This is a genomic window from Hafnia paralvei (assembly GCF_020150375.1).
In the GTDB taxonomy this organism is placed as follows: Bacteria; Pseudomonadota; Gammaproteobacteria; order Enterobacterales; family Enterobacteriaceae; genus Hafnia; species Hafnia paralvei.
In genome coordinates this window covers 976,070-992,620 of the sequence record NZ_CP083737.1, presented here as the reverse complement: position 1 = coordinate 992,620, position 16,551 = coordinate 976,070, and the positions used below count along the sequence as shown (strand labels likewise).

Annotated in this window: 10 protein-coding genes, 4 tRNA genes and 3 rRNA genes; 3 read left to right on the top strand and 14 right to left on the bottom strand. The window is 49.4% G+C overall.

Annotated elements, in window-relative coordinates; genetic code table 11:
• Positions 1-4 precede the first annotated feature (4 nt).
• From K9N75_RS04540 to dnaQ, 6 genes are all read right to left on the bottom strand, one after another.
• Complete coding sequence (locus K9N75_RS04540; protein WP_008812460.1) at positions 5-1,030, bottom strand: ABC transporter ATP-binding protein; 1,026 nt, start codon at positions 1,028-1,030, stop codon at positions 5-7.
• Positions 1,031-1,219: 189 nt separating this feature from the next.
• Positions 1,220-2,386 carry a putative ABC transporter substrate-binding protein YdcS gene (ydcS, locus tag K9N75_RS04535; RefSeq protein ID WP_064574978.1) on the bottom strand — a complete coding sequence of 389 codons (1,167 nt, stop codon included), beginning with the start codon at positions 2,384-2,386 and terminating at the stop codon, positions 1,220-1,222.
• Positions 2,387-2,454: 68 nt separating this feature from the next.
• A complete protein-coding gene (locus tag K9N75_RS04530) occupies positions 2,455-3,912 on the bottom strand; it encodes a gamma-aminobutyraldehyde dehydrogenase (protein WP_064574979.1) in 1,458 nt (485 codons plus the stop codon).
• Between the two features lie 167 nt (positions 3,913-4,079).
• The gene (locus K9N75_RS04525; RefSeq protein ID WP_008812457.1) at positions 4,080-4,994 is read right to left on the bottom strand and encodes a LysR substrate-binding domain-containing protein; all 915 of its coding nucleotides are present in this window, start codon (positions 4,992-4,994) and stop codon (positions 4,080-4,082) included.
• A 229-nt stretch (positions 4,995-5,223) separates the two neighbouring features.
• Positions 5,224-5,300: transfer RNA gene (locus K9N75_RS04520), tRNA-Asp, on the bottom strand.
• A 136-nt stretch (positions 5,301-5,436) separates the two neighbouring features.
• Complete coding sequence (gene dnaQ, locus K9N75_RS04515; RefSeq protein ID WP_004090812.1) at positions 5,437-6,171, bottom strand: DNA polymerase III subunit epsilon; 735 nt, start codon at positions 6,169-6,171, stop codon at positions 5,437-5,439.
• 53 nt (positions 6,172-6,224) lie between these two features.
• On the opposite strand from dnaQ, the gene rnhA reads away from it, so the two are divergent.
• Positions 6,225-6,695 (top strand): ribonuclease HI, encoded by a 471-nt coding sequence (gene rnhA, locus K9N75_RS04510; RefSeq protein ID WP_008812456.1) that lies wholly within the window; start codon positions 6,225-6,227, stop codon positions 6,693-6,695.
• Between the two features lie 19 nt (positions 6,696-6,714).
• Here the strand turns inward: rnhA and K9N75_RS04505 are convergent, their stop codons facing one another.
• A complete protein-coding gene (locus tag K9N75_RS04505; protein ID WP_008812455.1) occupies positions 6,715-7,437 on the bottom strand; it encodes a class I SAM-dependent methyltransferase in 723 nt (240 codons plus the stop codon).
• 46 nt (positions 7,438-7,483) lie between these two features.
• Between K9N75_RS04505 and gloB the strand changes: the two genes are divergently transcribed.
• The gene (gene gloB, locus K9N75_RS04500; RefSeq protein WP_008812454.1) at positions 7,484-8,239 is read left to right on the top strand and encodes a hydroxyacylglutathione hydrolase; all 756 of its coding nucleotides are present in this window, start codon (positions 7,484-7,486) and stop codon (positions 8,237-8,239) included.
• Positions 8,240-8,309: 70 nt separating this feature from the next.
• Positions 8,310-9,713: a murein transglycosylase D gene (gene mltD, locus K9N75_RS04495; RefSeq protein ID WP_008812453.1), complete on the top strand. Its 1,404-nt coding sequence runs from the start codon at positions 8,310-8,312 to the stop codon at positions 9,711-9,713.
• Between the two features lie 89 nt (positions 9,714-9,802).
• Here the strand turns inward: mltD and K9N75_RS04490 are convergent, their stop codons facing one another.
• From K9N75_RS04490 to K9N75_RS04460, 7 genes are all read right to left on the bottom strand, one after another.
• Positions 9,803-10,567, bottom strand: coding sequence for an endonuclease/exonuclease/phosphatase family protein (locus K9N75_RS04490; protein WP_208326290.1), 765 nt, complete (start codon positions 10,565-10,567; stop codon positions 9,803-9,805).
• A gap of 295 nt (positions 10,568-10,862) precedes the next feature.
• Positions 10,863-10,939, bottom strand: a tRNA-Asp gene (locus K9N75_RS04485).
• An 87-nt stretch (positions 10,940-11,026) separates the two neighbouring features.
• Positions 11,027-11,142: ribosomal RNA gene (rrf, locus tag K9N75_RS04480) — 5S ribosomal RNA — on the bottom strand.
• A 114-nt stretch (positions 11,143-11,256) separates the two neighbouring features.
• Positions 11,257-14,165, bottom strand: a 23S ribosomal RNA gene (locus K9N75_RS04475).
• 258 nt (positions 14,166-14,423) lie between these two features.
• Positions 14,424-14,499, bottom strand: a tRNA-Ala gene (locus K9N75_RS04470).
• Positions 14,500-14,625: 126 nt separating this feature from the next.
• A tRNA-Ile gene (locus K9N75_RS04465) sits at positions 14,626-14,702 on the bottom strand.
• A gap of 71 nt (positions 14,703-14,773) precedes the next feature.
• Positions 14,774-16,316: ribosomal RNA gene (locus tag K9N75_RS04460) — 16S ribosomal RNA — on the bottom strand.
• Together the 16S, 23S and 5S rRNA genes with 3 tRNA genes alongside form the textbook arrangement of a ribosomal RNA operon.
• Positions 16,317-16,551 lie beyond the last annotated feature (235 nt).

The following is a 16,551-nucleotide window of genomic DNA, read 5'->3' as shown; positions in this document are numbered from 1 at the left end:
CATTTCAGCGATCTCCCGCCAGCGCCACCATCGCATTCCTTTCCCAGCACAGGCGAACAGGTTCACCGGTATTCCGTACCGGCTGTAATAGCTGCTCCTGCGTGTTGCCCTGACTGACAAACAAACGAACACCGTTGTCGATCATGACTTCATAACGCGTTGCAGCACCTTGGTAGTGCACATCACGCAAAATGCCCTGTACGTGGATCTCTTCCGGCTTGGCAGCTTCGCGGGCAAAACGAATATGCTCAGGGCGGATCGAGAAAATGCCAGACTGCCCCAGCAAGGTTTCCGCCGACGGGCCACGAATGACGTTCGAGGTGCCGACAAACTCAGCGACAAACGCCGTTTCAGGTTGCATATAGAGTTTTTGTGGCGTATCCACCTGCTCGATACGGCCTTGACTAAATACTGCCACGCGATCGGACATCGACAGCGCTTCACTTTGATCGTGAGTGACGAAAATAAAGGTGATACCAAGCTGACGCTGAAGCTTTTTCAGCTCGGTTTGCATCTGCTCGCGTAGCTTGAGGTCGAGTGCCCCTAGGGGCTCATCGAGCAGTAGAACTCGTGGACGATTCACCAGCGCACGCGCTAATGCCACTCGCTGCCGTTGCCCACCGGACAACTGTGATGGCTTGCGCTCACCATACTCGGCTAACGCCACGCTACTTAATGCCTCTCGCGCACGGCTGGTGCGCTCGGCCTTCGCGACACCTTTAACCATCAGGCCATAGGCAATATTTTCCAGCACCGTCATATGCGGGAATAATGCGTAATCCTGAAATACGGTGTTCACATCGCGCTGATACGGCGGTAAACCCGCCGCCTCTTGCCCTTGAATTCGAATCGAACCGCTGGTTGGCTGCTCAAAGCCAGCAATCAAACGCAAACATGTGGTTTTTCCGGAACCAGAAGGCCCCAGTAGAGAGAAAAACTCCCCTTCTTTAATCGTCAACGAAACGCGATCCACCGCATGAACGTCGCCGTAGAGTTTAGATACATCAATTAATTCAACAGAGCCGCTCATTTTTATATTCTCCGACAAAACTGTAAAATTTTGGTGGGTGCCTCTGTAGGCGTCGCGAGCACAAAGAGTTTGAACATGGGCAGCGCACAAAAACCGGAACGTACATGTCGTACGTGAGCCAATTCTTTTAAAGAAAATGAGCACTGCCCTAGTTCAAAATATCAAGCCCAGTGGCCTATCAGGCATTCACTATCTGCCACCCATGATGGCGATATAATCTTGCGTCCAACGGCTATACGGGACGCATTGGCCTTGGCTTTCACATTTAGCCTGTGGTGTTTTCCAGAAAGCGATTTTGTCGAAGAATTTATATCCATTGGCTTCACAGCCGTTTGCCCCAAGCAGCGTGCTGGCTTTACAACCCTCTGGCACGGCAGGTAATGAGCCAAACCAAGCGGCAACGTCACCTTGAACTTTTGGCGTGAGCTGCCAGTTCATCCATTTGTAGGCACACGTCAGATGCTTAGCCTGAGCATGAACCATCGTGGTATCCGCCCAACCGGTGGCCCCCTCTTTCGGGAAGACGGCGTTGATTGGCTGACCTTCGTTTTTCAAACCGTTGGCTTGGAATGGCCATGAGCTACCGGCGGCGACGCCTTCATTTTTGAAGTCGCTCATCTGCACCGATGCATCATGCCAATAGCGATGAATGAGTGGGTGTTGAGTGCGCAGTAAATCGAGCACCGCTTGATACTGAGTTTCGTTGAGTTCATAAGGATCTTTTATGCCCAGCTCTGGCTTCGCGCTTTTTAGATAGAGCGCAGCGTCGGCGATATAAATCGGTCCGTCGTAAGCCTGTACGCGGCCTTTATTGCTTTTACCATCGGGTAGGTTTTGCGGCTCAAAGATCACGCCCCACGTGTCGGGGGCTTTAGGAAAGACTTTCGTGTTGTACATCAGCAGGTTCGGGCCCCACTGATAAGGCGTTCCATAAACGTCACCTTTAACGGTGTACCAGGGGCCATTAACCATGCGTGGATCGAGGTTTTTCCAGTTAGGAATAAGGTCGGGGTTAATTGGCTGTACACGTTTGCCATAAATCAAACGCAAAGAGGCATCACCAGAGGCGGTGACTAAATCATACCCCCCTTTCGCCATAAGGCTGACCATCTCATCAGACGTCGCCGCCGTTTTAATGTTGACCTTACAACCTGTGTCTTTTTCAAACTGGGTTACCCAGTCATAGTTTTTATCGCTCTGACCTCGTTCGATATAACCTGGCCAAGTAATGATATCTAACTGCCCTTCTGCGGGGCCGAGCTTTTGCGGAAGTCCATCTGCCTGAGCCGTCGCAATTCCGCCCAGCCCGCTGATACAGAGCGCTGAAAGCGCTGTGACAATAAATGTATTTTTCATTGCTATCCCCTGTCTCTTATATAAAGCGGCAGATGAACTGCCTTGTTATGTCATCACTGGCTTCAATCTCAAAACTGCGGTTTTATTTTCGCCATGATGTGGCGCACTACGCTGTAGTCCTGCAAAGCATCGCTGGACAAATCCTTACCATAGCCAGAACGTTTGAGGCCGCCGTGCGGCATTTCGCTAACTAGAGTGAAATGGGTGTTAATCCAAGTGGTTCCATACTGGAGCTGTGCCGCAAGCTGCCATGCGCGATCGATATTTTTTGTCCACACCGAAGAGGCCAATCCATATTCCGATTCATTTGCCCATTGCAGCGCCTGCTCCAGAGAATCGACCGGCGTAACGCTCACCACAGGGCCAAAAACCTCGCGCTGAACAATTTCATCCTGCTGTTGGCAACCCGCAAGAAGCGTCGGGGGATAGAAAAATCCTGGGCCGCTATGCATTTGGGCACCGGTAATTCGTTCAATGTGGGGGTGACTAAGCGCCCGTTCGACAAAGCTGGCAACGCGGTCGCGCTGGCGGGCGCTGATAAGCGGCCCCATCTCGTTTTCTCGGTCGTCATGGCGGGCATATCTCAACGAGCCAGCGGCGTGTCCAAGCGACTCCACCAGTGCGTCATAAATTTTCCGATCGGCATAAACGCGACAGGCCGCGGTACAATCTTGCCCTGCGTTATAAAAACCGTAACGGCGAATTCCAGCGACCACCTCGTTTAAATCGGCATCATCACACACGATGACGGGTGCTTTGCCCCCCAGTTCCAGATGAGTGCGTTTGACGTTTTTCACCGCGGCCTGCATGATTTTCTGCCCAGTCACAATGTCGCCGGTGAGGGAAACCATGCGCACCAACTGATGATTCACCAAGTAATTGCCTACGGTTTCACCGCGCCCATAAACGACGTTAATCACGCCCGTAGGGACGATATCTTTGAGCAAAGGGATCAGAGCCAGCGTGGATAACGGCGTATGCTCAGAGGGTTTGAATACCACTGTGTTGCCCGCAGCTAACGCGGGAGCCATTTTCCACGCCGCCATCATCAGCGGGTAGTTCCACGGCGCAATAGAGGCCACAACGCCAATGGCATCACGGCGGATCATCGAGGTATGCCCTTCGAGATACTCACCACCTAGTTGCCCGTGCTGACAGCGCACTGCACCCGCAAAATAGCGGAAGGTATCAATCGCGGCGGGAATATCATCTGAAAGTGCCTGATGAATAGGTTTGCCACAGTTGAGAGACTCAAGCTCAGCGAGCTGAAGAGCATTGCGTTCAATCACATCAGCAATGGCGAGTAGTAGAGAAGCACGGCGAGCAGGCAAGGTTCTAGACCAACTCAGAAATGCACGCTCGGCAGACTCAACCGCATCAGAAACCTGTTGGGCAGACGCTTCAGCCAGCAACAACAGTGCCTCACCGTTGGCCGGATTAATTAACTGCTCCTCCGGCCCTTCACCAGTGACTAGCTGTCCATCAATAAACTGTTGGGTGCTGAGTCTGTCCGTTATGCTGCTCATTGCGGCAACCTCTAGGAAACGACATCACTTAAATGTCATTAACTTGTAATTGAAATGTAAAATCTCATTTACTTGAGCCTAGAGCAGCCGTTAGCCAACGGCAAATATGAAATAGTGAAGGCGGCATTCATAAAATCCGATACCCACCATTAATGTGAAGCAGGTCATTATTTTGGTGATAGCTTCCTCATCGCACTGTTCTCACGCGCGATCTGCAAGAATGGCGTAACCAGCTCTGGCCGCGCGCTTCCGCGACGCCATGCCAGCCCTATGTCTAACGGCTCTAACGTATCAACCAAAGTGCGAGCTTCAATCATGTTTCCCTCCAGTGACCATGGGCGATAGGCCATATCGGGCAGCAAAGCCACGCCAATCCCTGCCGCAACGAGGCTACGCACGGCTTCCGTTGAACCGGTGCGCATGGCAATTGTGGGTGTCAATTTGGCTTTTTCCCAAATGCGGCGCAGGTGGCTTCCCATTTCGTCAGTGTTGAGCTGGATCAGCGGCTCTTTCACCACATCGGCCAAGCGGATACTGTCATTTTCCAATAGAGGGTGTAATGGCGGGAGCCATAAGCGATATGGCGAATGCATCAGAACTTCAGTTTGTAGCGCATCACGATCTTCAAGGTTCGAAAGGATCAGCACGCCGATATCAATTTCGCCGTTAACCAGCAGGTGTTCGATATAGGGGCGTTCATCTTCAACTAATTGCGTAGTGACATTGGGATAAGCCGCACGAAAACGCGTCAGCATATCCACTAAAAAGTAGCCGGCGACTAAGCTGGTTACGCCAATTTTGAGTGTACCACTCAGATTCTCACAACCGAGTTCAAGGCTGCGCTTAGCGTTTTCGACGGTAGCAAGGATCAGGTATGACTGACGCAAAAACTGATGACCTTGGTGCGTCAGCTCCATTCCCTTGGCGTGGCGCTTAAATAAGACAGCGCCGATTTCCTGTTCCAGTAACTGAATGGCTTGAGTTAGCGAAGACTGTGAGACAAAAACCGTCTGCGCAGCAGCTGAAATCGAGCCGGTTTCGGCAACGGCGATGAAATGGCGGAGCTGGCGTAAGGTCATCATGAGGAAATCATCCGGTTAAACGCTGATGATCAAAGTGTAGCCAGGAAAATTATTGCGTTCGGTTTTATATCAAAAATATGACGGCGTTCGGATTTTCCGAATCTGTTGTTGATGATTCAAAGCAAGATAAATAATAGAGGGGTCATCGTGGTGAATTTGTGAAAGGAAACTCACGAAACGATAAATAGATGAAAGCCCTGAGTCATTGCTGACTCAGGGCTTCTAAATGTGGCGGAACGGACGGGGCTCGAACCCGCGACCCCCTGCGTGACAGGCAGGTATTCTAACCAACTGAACTACCGCTCCGCGTTGTTCCTTGTGGGAACGAGGCGGATGATACGGATGTAGCACAAACTCGTCAACTGTTTTTCTAACAAAGATTTTCAACTGAACGGTTTTTCATCTTTTTGGCTATTTTTCAACAGATTCCGTACAAAAAAAGCTATTCAGCACGCCACAAACAGCTGCCGCCTTTCTTCTGCACCAGATCAAGACGGTGCTCATGTTCGGCTAATTCTTCCGCACTTGCTCTCACCACTTTTAATGCCTGCATTTTACGGACAATTTTTTGCACTTCACCGGTAGGTCTTGGCTTCTCCCCTTCGCTTTCCATAGAGAAAGTCAGTGAGGTTTGCCCGCCTGTCATGGTGAGATAGACGTCAGCCAGTATTTGGGAGTCAAGTAATGCGCCGTGCAGCGTACGCTTGGTGTTATCTATTTCATAACGGTTGCATAGCGCATCCAAACTATTACGCTTACCAGGAAACAGGCGACGCGCCATCACCAAGCTGTCGGTGATCTTACAGAAGGTTTCCGTCTTCGGAATATCGCGATTGAGCTTACGGAACTCGTAGTCCATAAACCCGATATCAAACGGTGCATTATGAATAACCAGTTCAGCACCGCGAATGAACTCTAAGAATTCATCGGCAATATCAGCAAAGGTCGGTTTATCTAACAGGAAATCGTCACTGATCCCATGAACACCATAGGCCTCTGGATCGACAAGACGATCGGGCTTAATGTAAACATGGAAGTTACGGCCTGTTAAACGGCGGTTGATCACTTCAACCGCACCAATTTCAATGATTCGATGTCCTTCGTAATGAACCCCCAGCTTATTCATACCGGTGGTTTCTGTATCGAGAACGATCTGTCGAGTTATTCCTGTGCTCATAATGTCACTTTATGTCAGACTTACGGTTTTGACTGCGGAGTAGTCTACCAGAGATGCTAAAACAGGTTGAGATTTTCACCGATGGTTCTTGCCTCGGTAACCCAGGCCCCGGTGGCTACGGTGCCATTTTGCGCTATAAGCAACATGAGAAGACTCTGAGCGCAGGGTATTACCTAACGACCAACAACCGCATGGAGTTGATGGCGGCTATTGTTGCATTGGAAACGCTGAAAGATCCATGCTCGGTTATTTTATGCAGTGATAGCCAGTATGTTCGCCAAGGAATCACCCAATGGATCCATAACTGGAAAAAGCGTGGCTGGAAAACAGCAGACAAAAAACCGGTTAAAAACGTGGATTTGTGGCAACGCCTTGATCTCGCTATCCAATCACACAAAATTGAATGGGTTTGGATCAAAGGCCACGCAGGACATATCGAAAACGAACGCTGCGATGAGCTTGCCCGCGCAGCGGCGGGTTCTCCAGACAGAGATGACACAGGCTATCAGCCAGAAAGCAAATAAGCGTCGCCAGTTTGCTGTATTAGTCAGAACGCTTACGAAAACTTTTTGTTGCGCCAACGGTTCCACGCCAGCTCGCTCGCTGACTTCTTTCGCGTAGGGAGGTCGGCGTGAGGGGTATCGTTCTCTTACGAGCCACAATGATACTTAGACAGCCTAAAACCGGCAGATGTTTACCAATAAACAAGCCACCGCGGCGATTCCAAGGCAAAATTTGGCAGCGGTGTTCATACAACACCTCATAATTGAGGAGCTGTAGCCAGTCTAGCATACGCATCATGCTAAACATTCGACTGCTATAAGGTAAGCGTTTACGTAAACCCGGAACCAGTTTGCCTAGCCCAACAAGACTGGTTGGATTAAACCCCGTTAAGATTAGCCAACCATCGTCGATAAGGACTCGATCCACTTCTCGCAGCATACGGTGGGGATCGCTTGCAAAACTCAGCGTATGTGAGAGTAAACACGCATCCACAGATTTCGCGGAGAAAGGTAGACGATAGGGATCAGCGATAACCTGCATGTTATCCCCTTTCTCACCGATACTAACCTGATGAGAGATCCCACATTTTTCAGTAGAAATCTGGGAGCTTAGCGGGCCAATTTTTAACAGATGATAACCAAACAGCTTAGGCCACCAAGGCGTTAGCTGTTGCTCTAACGCAGCACGGTAATATTCTCCCCAAGGGATTTCACTCCATGACAGTGGAGAGGAAATCGTACGTGTTATCTGTGCTGGTTTCATCCGTTCACCTATTTTTGGGGAATAACTCAATGGAGAGTCATCGATTATGAATCTTATCAGTATCCCTGCCATGCAAGATAACTACATTTGGCTACTCGCTAACGAACAGCGCGAATGCCTGATTGTTGATCCTGGCGTTGCGTCCCCAGTTTTACATTACCTGACGGAAAATAAGCTTACTCCTAAAGCCATCCTACTTACGCATCATCATAATGATCACGTAGGCGGCGTGGGCGAGATTTTGCAAAACTATCCCGATATAACAGTGTATGGGCCTCAAGAAACCGTGAACCACGGTTGTACCCAGCAGGTTCAAGGGCATGATGAAATTACCGTATTAGGCCTGAATTTCAGCGTGTTGGATGTGCCAGGACATACTCTCGGTCATATTGCCTACTATGCCATGCCCTATTTATTCTGTGGAGACACCTTATTTTCAGCGGGTTGTGGACGTATTTTTGAGGGTACGCCCGAACAGATGTACGCCTCTTTACAACTCATTGCGCAACTTCCTGATAACACTTTGATTTGTTGCGCTCATGAATATACCGAATCAAATCTTAGGTTTGCAAGATACGTTTTACCAGAAAACAAAGAGATTGAAACATATCAGAAACAAGTTAAGGAATTGCGGTTAAAACATCAACCTAGCGTGCCTTCTTTGTTGAAAATAGAGAAGGAAATTAATCCTTTTTTACGTTGTTATGACAATGATTTACAACGAAATATTGGATTCGAAAATCACCCAAATGAGACTTGGCAAGTTTTTGCTCGCCTACGCGACATGAAAGACAGCTTCTGAAGCTTTTTGTTGTGTTTTGAGGCTAAGCAAAGTATTATTGCTCGTCTTTTAATCACCAGTAGACACACACATGAAGGCTAAAGCAATTATCTTTGCCTCTATGTTGCTGGTCGGGTGCCAAGGCGTAAACCATCACGCTAAAGAGCCTGAACAGCATGCACAGAGTTTGTCTTCAGTCAGTCGAAGTGAAGCAGGACAGCCCTCAAAGGACGCACGAGCGACCTCCGCGCGATGGCTAAACGAAAGTACTAGCAACATCGCGCAGGAAGATTTGTGGGGCTTCATTAGTGACGACCTGAAGATGAAGGTTCCGGACAATAGCCGGATCCGCGAACAAAAAAATAAGTTTTTAAAAAATAAGAGCTATCTCCACGATGTAACATTACGGGCAGAGCCGTATATGTACTGGATAGTCGAGCAGATTAAGCAACGTAAAATGCCGATGGAACTGGTACTACTACCCATAGTGGAGAGCGCTTTTAACCCACACGCAACGTCATCCGCTAACGCCGCAGGGCTTTGGCAGATAGTTCCTCAGACGGGGCGCAATTACGGGTTGAAACAAAACCAGTGGTATGACGGACGACGTGATGTTGCCGCCTCTACCACCGCAGCATTGGATATGATGCAGCGAATGAACCGCATGTTTGGCGGTGACTGGTTATTGACGGTGGCTGCATTTAACAGCGGTGAAGGCCGTGTAATGCAGGCAGTCAAAGCGAATAAGCGTAAAGGTTTGCCGACTGACTTTTGGTCTTTATCATTGCCACGTGAAACATCGATCTATGTTCCAAAGATGCTTGCGTTAAGTGATTTGATCAAGAATAACAAACGTTATGGCATTAAACTGCCTAAGTCTAACGACCAGCGTGCGCTAGCAAAAGTTGATGTAGGACAGCAGATTCAGCTGACTCAAGCCGCAGAAATGGCAGGCATGTCACTGACAAAAATGAAGGCCTTTAATCCGGGTTACAAAAAGAATGTAACTGCGCCAAATGGTCCTCACTACATCATGGTGCCCAAAGCACACGTAGAGCAGTTTAAAGATTCTCTGGCCGAAGGCGAAATTGCTGCAATCCAGCCGAACGCTCAGTTAGCCTCAACGAACACATCGTCTAAAGCGCAAGCTTCTAGCTATAAAGTTCGTTCAGGGGATACGATCTCTACAATTGCCAAGCGTTTGAATATCAGTCAGAAACAGTTGTTGAGCATGAATAATTTGCGCAGCAACAGCAAGTTGAAAGCCGGTCAGACACTGCAGGTAGCAAATAACGCCAGCAGGTCTATCGCTGATAACAGCAGCATTACTTATAAGGTACGTAAAGGCGACTCACTGGCCAGCATTGCAAAACGTCATGGTGTTAACATCAATGATGTAATGCGTTGGAACAGCGTCATTACAAAAGCAAGTCAAATCCAGCCAGGTGATATGCTCACGCTGTATGTACGAGACTCTGCGAACTCAAATACCTAATTGGGTAAGTAGTGTGTAGTCAAAGTGCTACAAAACGCAAAAAAGCGCCGAAAGGCGCTTTTTTTATGTCTGCAATCTCAGCCAGAGACTTAGTCGGGTTTGAAGTCGACTAACAGCGGGTTATGATCTGATGCCTGCGTCACTAAAACGGACGCTTCAACAACACCAAGACCACGATAAAAAACAAAGTCGAGAGGACGCCCAAAGGCCGTACGACGATGATCGTTAGTGAAATTGACCTCCTGTAGCTCCATACCACTTGCAAACCGCTGAAGGGCGTTAATTCGCTGTTTACTCCATGCATTAAAATCACCGGCCATAATGACAGGACCTTTATGCAAAGCAATTTGCTCACCGATAGGGTCTAACTGCTTACTATAAACATCTACGCCCAAGCTAAAGTTTACCGCATGAATATTCACCACCATCAATAGTCGTCCATCAAACAGCGGATAGACCGTCACCAAGGCTGATTTTGATAATCGAATTAAAGGCTCTTTCTCACGTAACGGGCAGCAATAAACTGGATGCGCAGCAGCCAAAGTCATCACACCAGAGGGATGTTGCGGAAACGAAAATGCAGGTACCTGATCGGCAGTAAGATAATTACTCGTTGCAAATTTCACCAATTCTGGCGTTGTTTGCGCTTCTTGCAAAAGAACCAACTGAGAACTTTTGCCATATTCCTTTAAGACGGATAGCCAATCTGAACGCTGCTGTTTAAATATATTCCACACCATAATGCGTAGAACATTATCCGTGGGAAGAGATTGAGTAACGGGCAACGTTTGCCCCAGCTCGTTCATCGCGCCGGGGAATACTCGCTCAGCAGGAAGACCCGCCACGTAACGCATGGCATAATTTTTTTTCCGCACTTTCGCCGCCTGTTAGTAAAAACGCATTCAATTGCTCAAACAATCATCAGATAATTATACTCCTTCCATAGAGACATCAAAATGATCCGCTAACCTTAGCCTTACTTTGTTATAGGGACTAAACGGGCGAAAAACAACTGTAAGAGCGGAATCAGCTGGTAAAACTACGTAAGCACGAGGCTAATTGAGGAAGGAACGAATATGAAGTGACGTCTGCTGTTAAACGCAAAAACAAAAAAGCCTGCTATCTCTAGCAGGCTTTTTCGCGAATAAGTGGCGGAACGGACGGGGCTCGAACCCGCGACCCCCTGCGTGACAGGCAGGTATTCTAACCAACTGAACTACCGCTCCACCGATTCTTTCTCTCATATCAGAAATTGTCTGATATCAGTGTGTTCCTGTTATTTTCCTTGTCAGGGGAAAAGGAACGAATTTGATGCCTGGCAGTTCCCTACTCTCGCATGGGGAGACCCCACACTACCATCGGCGCTACGGCGTTTCACTTCTGAGTTCGGCATGGGGTCAGGTGGGACCACCGCGCTATCGCCGCCAGGCAAATTCTGTTAATCAACCCGCTGCATATATCGCTATACTCAGCCAGTTAATCCAATCTTCGAACAAGCTTACTCTTCGTCTTAGTCTCTCAACCAAAACACCTTCGGTGTTGTAAGGTTAAGCCTCACGGATCATTAGTACTGGTTAGCTCAACGTATCGCTACGCTTACACACCCAGCCTATCAACGTCTTAGTCTTAAACGTTCCTTTAGGAGACTCAAGGTCTCAGGGAAGACTCATCTCGAGGCAAGTTTCGCGCTTAGATGCTTTCAGCGCTTATCTTTTCCGCATTTAGCTACCGGGCAATGCCATTGGCATGACAACCCGAACACCAGTGATGCGTCCACTCCGGTCCTCTCGTACTAGGAGCAGCCCCTCTCAATCTTCCAACGCCCACGGCAGATAGGGACCGAACTGTCTCACGACGTTCTAAACCCAGCTCGCGTACCACTTTAAATGGCGAACAGCCATACCCTTGGGACCTACTTCAGCCCCAGGATGTGATGAGCCGACATCGAGGTGCCAAACACCGCCGTCGATATGAACTCTTGGGCGGTATCAGCCTGTTATCCCCGGAGTACCTTTTATCCGTTGAGCGATGGCCCTTCCATTCAGAACCACCGGATCACTATGACCTACTTTCGTACCTGCTCGAGCCGTCACTCTCGCAGTCAAGCTAGCTTATGCCATTGCACTAACCTCACGATGTCCGACCGTGATTAGCTAACCTTCGTGCTCCTCCGTTACTCTTTAGGAGGAGACCGCCCCAGTCAAACTACCCACCAGACACTGTCCTCAATCCCGATTAGGGACCGGAGTTAGAACATCAAACATTAAAGGGTGGTATTTCAAGGTTGGCTCCATGCAGACTGGCGTCCACACTTCAAAGCCTCCCACCTATCCTACACATCAAGGCTCAATGTTCAGTGTCAAGCTATAGTAAAGGTTCACGGGGTCTTTCCGTCTTGCCGCGGGTACACTGCATCTTCACAGCGAGTTCAATTTCACTGAGTCTCGGGTGGAGACAGCCTGGCCATCATTACGCCATTCGTGCAGGTCGGAACTTACCCGACAAGGAATTTCGCTACCTTAGGACCGTTATAGTTACGGCCGCCGTTTACTGGGGCTTCGATCAAGAGCTTCGCCTTGCGGCTGACCCCATCAATTAACCTTCCAGCACCGGGCAGGCGTCACACCGTATACGTCCACTTTCGTGTTTGCACAGTGCTGTGTTTTTATTAAACAGTTGCAGCCAGCTGGTATCTTCGACTGGCTTCAGCTCCATCCGCAAGGGACTTCACCTACGCGCCAGCGTGCCTTCTCCCGAAGTTACGGCACCATTTTGCCTAGTTCCTTCACCCGAGTTCTCTCAAGCGCCTTGGTATTCTCTACCTGACCACCTGTGTCGGTTTGGGGTACGATTCAATGTTACCTAGAGCTTAGAGGCTTTTCCTGGAAGCTTGGCATCAACTACTTCATCACCGTAGTGACTCGTCATCACGCCTCAGGGTTGATATGCGACCGGATTTACCAAGTCACACCCCCTACACGCTTAAACCGGGACAACCGTCGCCCGGATAGCCTAGCCTTCTCCGTCCCCCCTTCGCAGTAACACCGAGTACAGGAATATTAACCTGTTTCCCATCGACTACGCCTTTCGGCCTCGCCTTAGGGGTCGACTCACCCTGCCCCGATTAACGTTGGACAGGAACCCTTGGTCTTCCGGCGAGCGGGTTTTTCACCCGCTTTATCGTTACTTATGTCAGCATTCGCACTTCTGATACCTCCAGCAACCCTCACAGGCCACCTTCACAGGCTTACAGAACGCTCCCCTACCCAACAACACCTAAGTGTCGCTGCCGCAGCTTCGGTGCATAGTTTAGCCCCGTTACATCTTCCGCGCAGGCCGACTCGACCAGTGAGCTATTACGCTTTCTTTAAATGATGGCTGCTTCTAAGCCAACATCCTGGCTGTCTATGCCTTCCCACATCGTTTCCCACTTAACTATGACTTTGGGACCTTAGCTGGCGGTCTGGGTTGTTTCCCTCTTCACGACGGACGTTAGCACCCGCCGTGTGTCTCCCGTGATAACATTCTTCGGTATTCGTAGTTTGCATCGAGTTGGTAAGTCGGGATGACCCCCTAGTCGAAACAGTGCTCTACCCCCGAAGATGAGTTCACGAGGCGCTACCTAAATAGCTTTCGGGGAGAACCAGCTATCTCCCGGTTTGATTGGCCTTTCACCCCCAGCCACAAGTCATCCGCTAATTTTTCAACATTAGTCGGTTCGGTCCTCCAGTTAGTGTTACCCAACCTTCAACCTGCCCATGGCTAGATCACCGGGTTTCGGGTCTATACCTTGCAACTTGACGCCCAGTTAAGACTCGGTTTCCCTACGGCTCCCCTATTCGGTTAACCTTGCTACAAAATATAAGTCGCTGACCCATTATACAAAAGGTACGCAGTCACCCCATAAAAGAGGCTCCCACTGCTTGTACGTACACGGTTTCAGGTTCTATTTCACTCCCCTCGCCGGGGTTCTTTTCGCCTTTCCCTCACGGTACTGGTTCACTATCGGTCAGTCAGGAGTATTTAGCCTTGGAGGATGGTCCCCCCATATTCAGACAGGATGTCACGTGTCCCGCCCTACTCATCGAACTCACAGCATATGCATTTTCAAGTACGGGGCTATCACCCTGTATCGCCGGACTTTCCAGACCGTTCCTCTGACACATACGCTGATTAAGGTTCTGGGCTGCTCCCCGTTCGCTCGCCGCTACTAGGGGAATCTCGGTTGATTTCTTTTCCTCAGGGTACTTAGATGTTTCAGTTCCCCTGGTTCGCTTCGTTAAGCTATGTATTCACTTAACGATAGTGCAACGAATTGCACTGGGTTTCCCCATTCGGAAATCGTCGGTTATAACGCTTCATATCAGCTTACCGACGCTTATCGCAGATTAGCACGTCCTTCATCGCCTCTGACTGCCTAGGCATCCACCGTGTACGCTTAGTCACTTAACCTCACAACCCGAAGGTGTCTCTTGGTGAACGCGGTTACGAACCGGTTCAAGACAACATTCAAGATTGCAAAAAATTGAGAGACTGCTTAATGCTCGCTGTGTCAGTGTTTGACCGAAGTCATTCTCACAGCGGCTTAAGCTTTCAAATTTCAGCTTGTTCCAGATTGTTAAAGAGCAAAATACTTCGCAGCATACTGTTTCCAATACGCTCTGAAGTATGTTTTGAGACTGAACCTCTGTTGTATTCAACAAGAAGTAATGGTGGAGCTATGCGGGATCGAACCGCAGACCTCCTGCGTGCAAGGCAGGCGCTCTCCCAGCTGAGCTATAACCCCATACAGTCAACAGTTTACCTTTTGATACCAACTCGCTTAGCCGCGGAAAGATTCAACGTGAGTAGCGCAATGTGCAAACGCACATGAGCAACGCAACGATTGAAGATTTCAAGGATAAGTAGAGTTTGGTAGGCCTGAGTGGACTTGAACCACCGACCTCACCCTTATCAGGGGTGCGCTCTAACCACCTGAGCTACAAGCCTATAAAGGTATTCTGCTCGTTATTCTTCATCAGACAATCTGTGTGGACACTGCACTTAACGCTATCTTTAGGTAAGGAGGTGATCCAACCGCAGGTTCCCCTACGGTTACCTTGTTACGACTTCACCCCAGTCATGAATCACAAAGTGGTAAGCGCCCTCCCGAAGGTTAAGCTACCTACTTCTTTTGCAACCCACTCCCATGGTGTGACGGGCGGTGTGTACAAGGCCCGGGAACGTATTCACCGTAGCATTCTGATCTACGATTACTAGCGATTCCGACTTCATGGAGTCGAGTTGCAGACTCCAATCCGGACTACGACATACTTTATGAGGTCCGCTTGCTCTCGCGAGTTCGCTTCTCTTTGTATATGCCATTGTAGCACGTGTGTAGCCCTACTCGTAAGGGCCATGATGACTTGACGTCATCCCCACCTTCCTCCGGTTTATCACCGGCAGTCTCCTTTGAGTTCCCGACATTACTCGCTGGCAACAAAGGATAAGGGTTGCGCTCGTTGCGGGACTTAACCCAACATTTCACAACACGAGCTGACGACAGCCATGCAGCACCTGTCTCAGAGTTCCCGAAGGCACTAAGCTATCTCTAGCAAATTCTCTGGATGTCAAGAGTAGGTAAGGTTCTTCGCGTTGCATCGAATTAAACCACATGCTCCACCGCTTGTGCGGGCCCCCGTCAATTCATTTGAGTTTTAACCTTGCGGCCGTACTCCCCAGGCGGTCGACTTAACGCGTTAGCTCCGGAAGCCACGCCTCAAGGGCACAACCTCCAAGTCGACATCGTTTACAGCGTGGACTACCAGGGTATCTAATCCTGTTTGCTCCCCACGCTTTCGCACCTGAGCGTCAGTCTTTGTCCAGGGGGCCGCCTTCGCCACCGGTATTCCTCCAGATCTCTACGCATTTCACCGCTACACCTGGAATTCTACCCCCCTCTACAAGACTCTAGCTTGCCAGTTTCAAATGCAGTTCCCAAGTTAAGCTCGGGGATTTCACATCTGACTTAACAAACCGCCTGCGTGCGCTTTACGCCCAGTAATTCCGATTAACGCTTGCACCCTCCGTATTACCGCGGCTGCTGGCACGGAGTTAGCCGGTGCTTCTTCTGCGAGTAACGTCAATCACCAAGGTTATTAACCTTAATGCCTTCCTCCTCGCTGAAAGTACTTTACAACCCGAAGGCCTTCTTCATACACGCGGCATGGCTGCATCAGGCTTGCGCCCATTGTGCAATATTCCCCACTGCTGCCTCCCGTAGGAGTCTGGACCGTGTCTCAGTTCCAGTGTGGCTGGTCATCCTCTCAGACCAGCTAGAGATCGTCGCCTAGGTGAGCCATTACCCCACCTACTAGCTAATCCCATCTGGGCACATCTGATGGCGTGAGGCCCGAAGGTCCCCCACTTTGGTCCGAAGACGTCATGCGGTATTAGCTACCGTTTCCAGTAGTTATCCCCCTCCATCAGGCAGTTTCCCAGACATTACTCACCCGTCCGCCGCTCGTCACCCAGAGAGCAAGCTCTCTTGTGCTACCGCTCGACTTGCATGTGTTAGGCCTGCCGCCAGCGTTCAATCTGAGCCATGATCAAACTCTTCAATTAAAAGCTTGATGTGCTTCAACACGTGAAGCGATGCTCGAAAATTAACTTTCGTAATAATTCAAAAATGAATTACTGCTTGGTCACTCTTCAAGACTTTAATATTTTATCGTCCGAGGACGTTAGATATTGTCTTGTGAGTGCCCACACAGATTGTCTGATAAATTGTTAAAGAGCAGTGAGTTGCGAACATTCGTTCCAGCAACTCGGGAGGTGCATATTACGCTTTCCTCCTGAA